This is a genomic window from Klebsiella sp. EMBS2024, assembly GCF_036233805.1.
Taxonomy (GTDB): domain Bacteria; phylum Pseudomonadota; class Gammaproteobacteria; order Enterobacterales; family Enterobacteriaceae; genus Klebsiella; species Klebsiella pneumoniae.
This window is the reverse complement of sequence record NZ_JAZARW010000002.1, coordinates 64,457-66,036: the sequence shown is the minus strand read 5'-3', so window position 1 is coordinate 66,036 and position 1,580 is coordinate 64,457. Positions and strand designations below refer to the sequence as shown.

Annotated in this window: 2 protein-coding genes; both read left to right on the top strand. The window is 48.8% G+C overall.

The window, feature by feature from the left end; translation table 11 throughout:
* A partial coding sequence (gene pcoS / locus VZP09_RS24505; RefSeq protein WP_328795521.1) for a copper resistance membrane spanning protein PcoS occupies positions 1-1,080 on the top strand: 1,080 nt, incomplete at its 5' end.
* A gap of 216 nt (positions 1,081-1,296) precedes the next feature.
* The coding region (locus VZP09_RS24500) for a copper-binding protein (RefSeq protein ID WP_328795520.1) at positions 1,297-1,580 on the top strand (284 nt) is incomplete at its 3' end.

Below are 1,580 nucleotides of genomic sequence, written 5' to 3'. Positions count from 1 at the left end.
CCAGCGGTCCTGCTTAATAAGTCGGGTGATATTCTCGACTATATGATCCAGACGGAAGAAAATAACACCGTGTACCGCAGTATCTCGCGGCGGGTTGCCGTGACGCCGGAACAGGGTAAAAGCAAACATGTCATCATTACGGTTGCCACGGATACTGGGTATCACACCCTGTTTATGGACAAACTCAGTACCTGGCTGTTCTGGTTCAATATCGGTCTGGTCTTTATTTCTGTTTTTCTGGGCTGGCTGACCACACGTATTGGTCTGAAACCGCTACGGGAAATGACCAGTCTGGCTTCCTCCATGACCGTACACAGCCTGGATCAGCGTCTAAATCCCGATCTGGCTCCGCCGGAAATCTCTGAGACCATGCAGGAGTTCAATAATATGTTTGATCGCCTGGAGGGGGCATTCCGGAAACTGTCAGATTTCTCGTCTGACATCGCGCATGAGCTGCGCACACCAGTCAGTAATCTGATGATGCAGACGCAGTTTGCACTGGCTAAGGAAAGGGATGTTTCGCATTACCGCGAAATTTTATTCGCTAACCTGGAAGAACTGAAAAGGTTGTCACGAATGACCAGTGACATGCTTTTTCTGGCACGTTCAGAGCATGGTCTGCTGCGGCTGGATAAACATGATGTGGATCTGGCAGCCGAACTGAATGAATTACGTGAGTTGTTCGAGCCCCTGGCAGACGAAACAGGAAAGACAATCACGGTTGAAGGAGAGGGCGTTGTTGCCGGAGACAGCGATATGCTCCGACGTGCTTTCAGTAACCTGCTTTCCAATGCAATCAAGTATTCTCCCGATAACACCTGTACAGCGATACACCTTGAGCGTGACAGTGACTGTGTGAACGTGATGATTACGAATACGATGTCCGGCCAGGTTCCCGCTAATCTGGAACGTTTGTTTGACCGGTTCTATCGCGCAGACTCATCAAGGTTCTACAACACGGAAGGCGCGGGGCTGGGATTATCAATTACAAGGTCGATCATTCATGCTCACGGCGGCGAGCTGTCAGCAGAACAGCAGGGGCGGGAAATTGTGTTCAGTGTGCGTCTGTTAATGGATTAATACCGTTATTCAGGAGAAACCCGGAAGGTGACAAAAATGTCATCGTTCAGTCACGCGATAAACAGAGGCGGTTTTTTATAATCAGCCATAAATCAGGACAGCGTGATAATTCAATCGCCCGGTTCCTGGCGTGATGATCAACCAGCCCTGAGATCAAATGCTTTCTCTGTTATAAGNNNTTGATTGTTCGGGTATGAAAACACCGGAGACCCAACCATGAAAAAGATCCTTGTATCCTTTATTGCCATGATGGCTGTCGCTTCATCTGCCTGGGCTGCAGAGACAATGAACATGCATGACCAGGTAAATAATGCCCAAGCGCCTGCCCATCAGATGCAATCATCCGCTGAAAAAAGTGCAGTTCAGGGGGAGAGCATGAAAATGATGGATATGAGCGGTCACGATCAGGCCGCAATGTCCCATGAAATGATGCAAAACGGCAATTCTGCCGCCCATCAGGACATGGCTGAAATGCATAAAAAAATGATGAAAGCCAAACC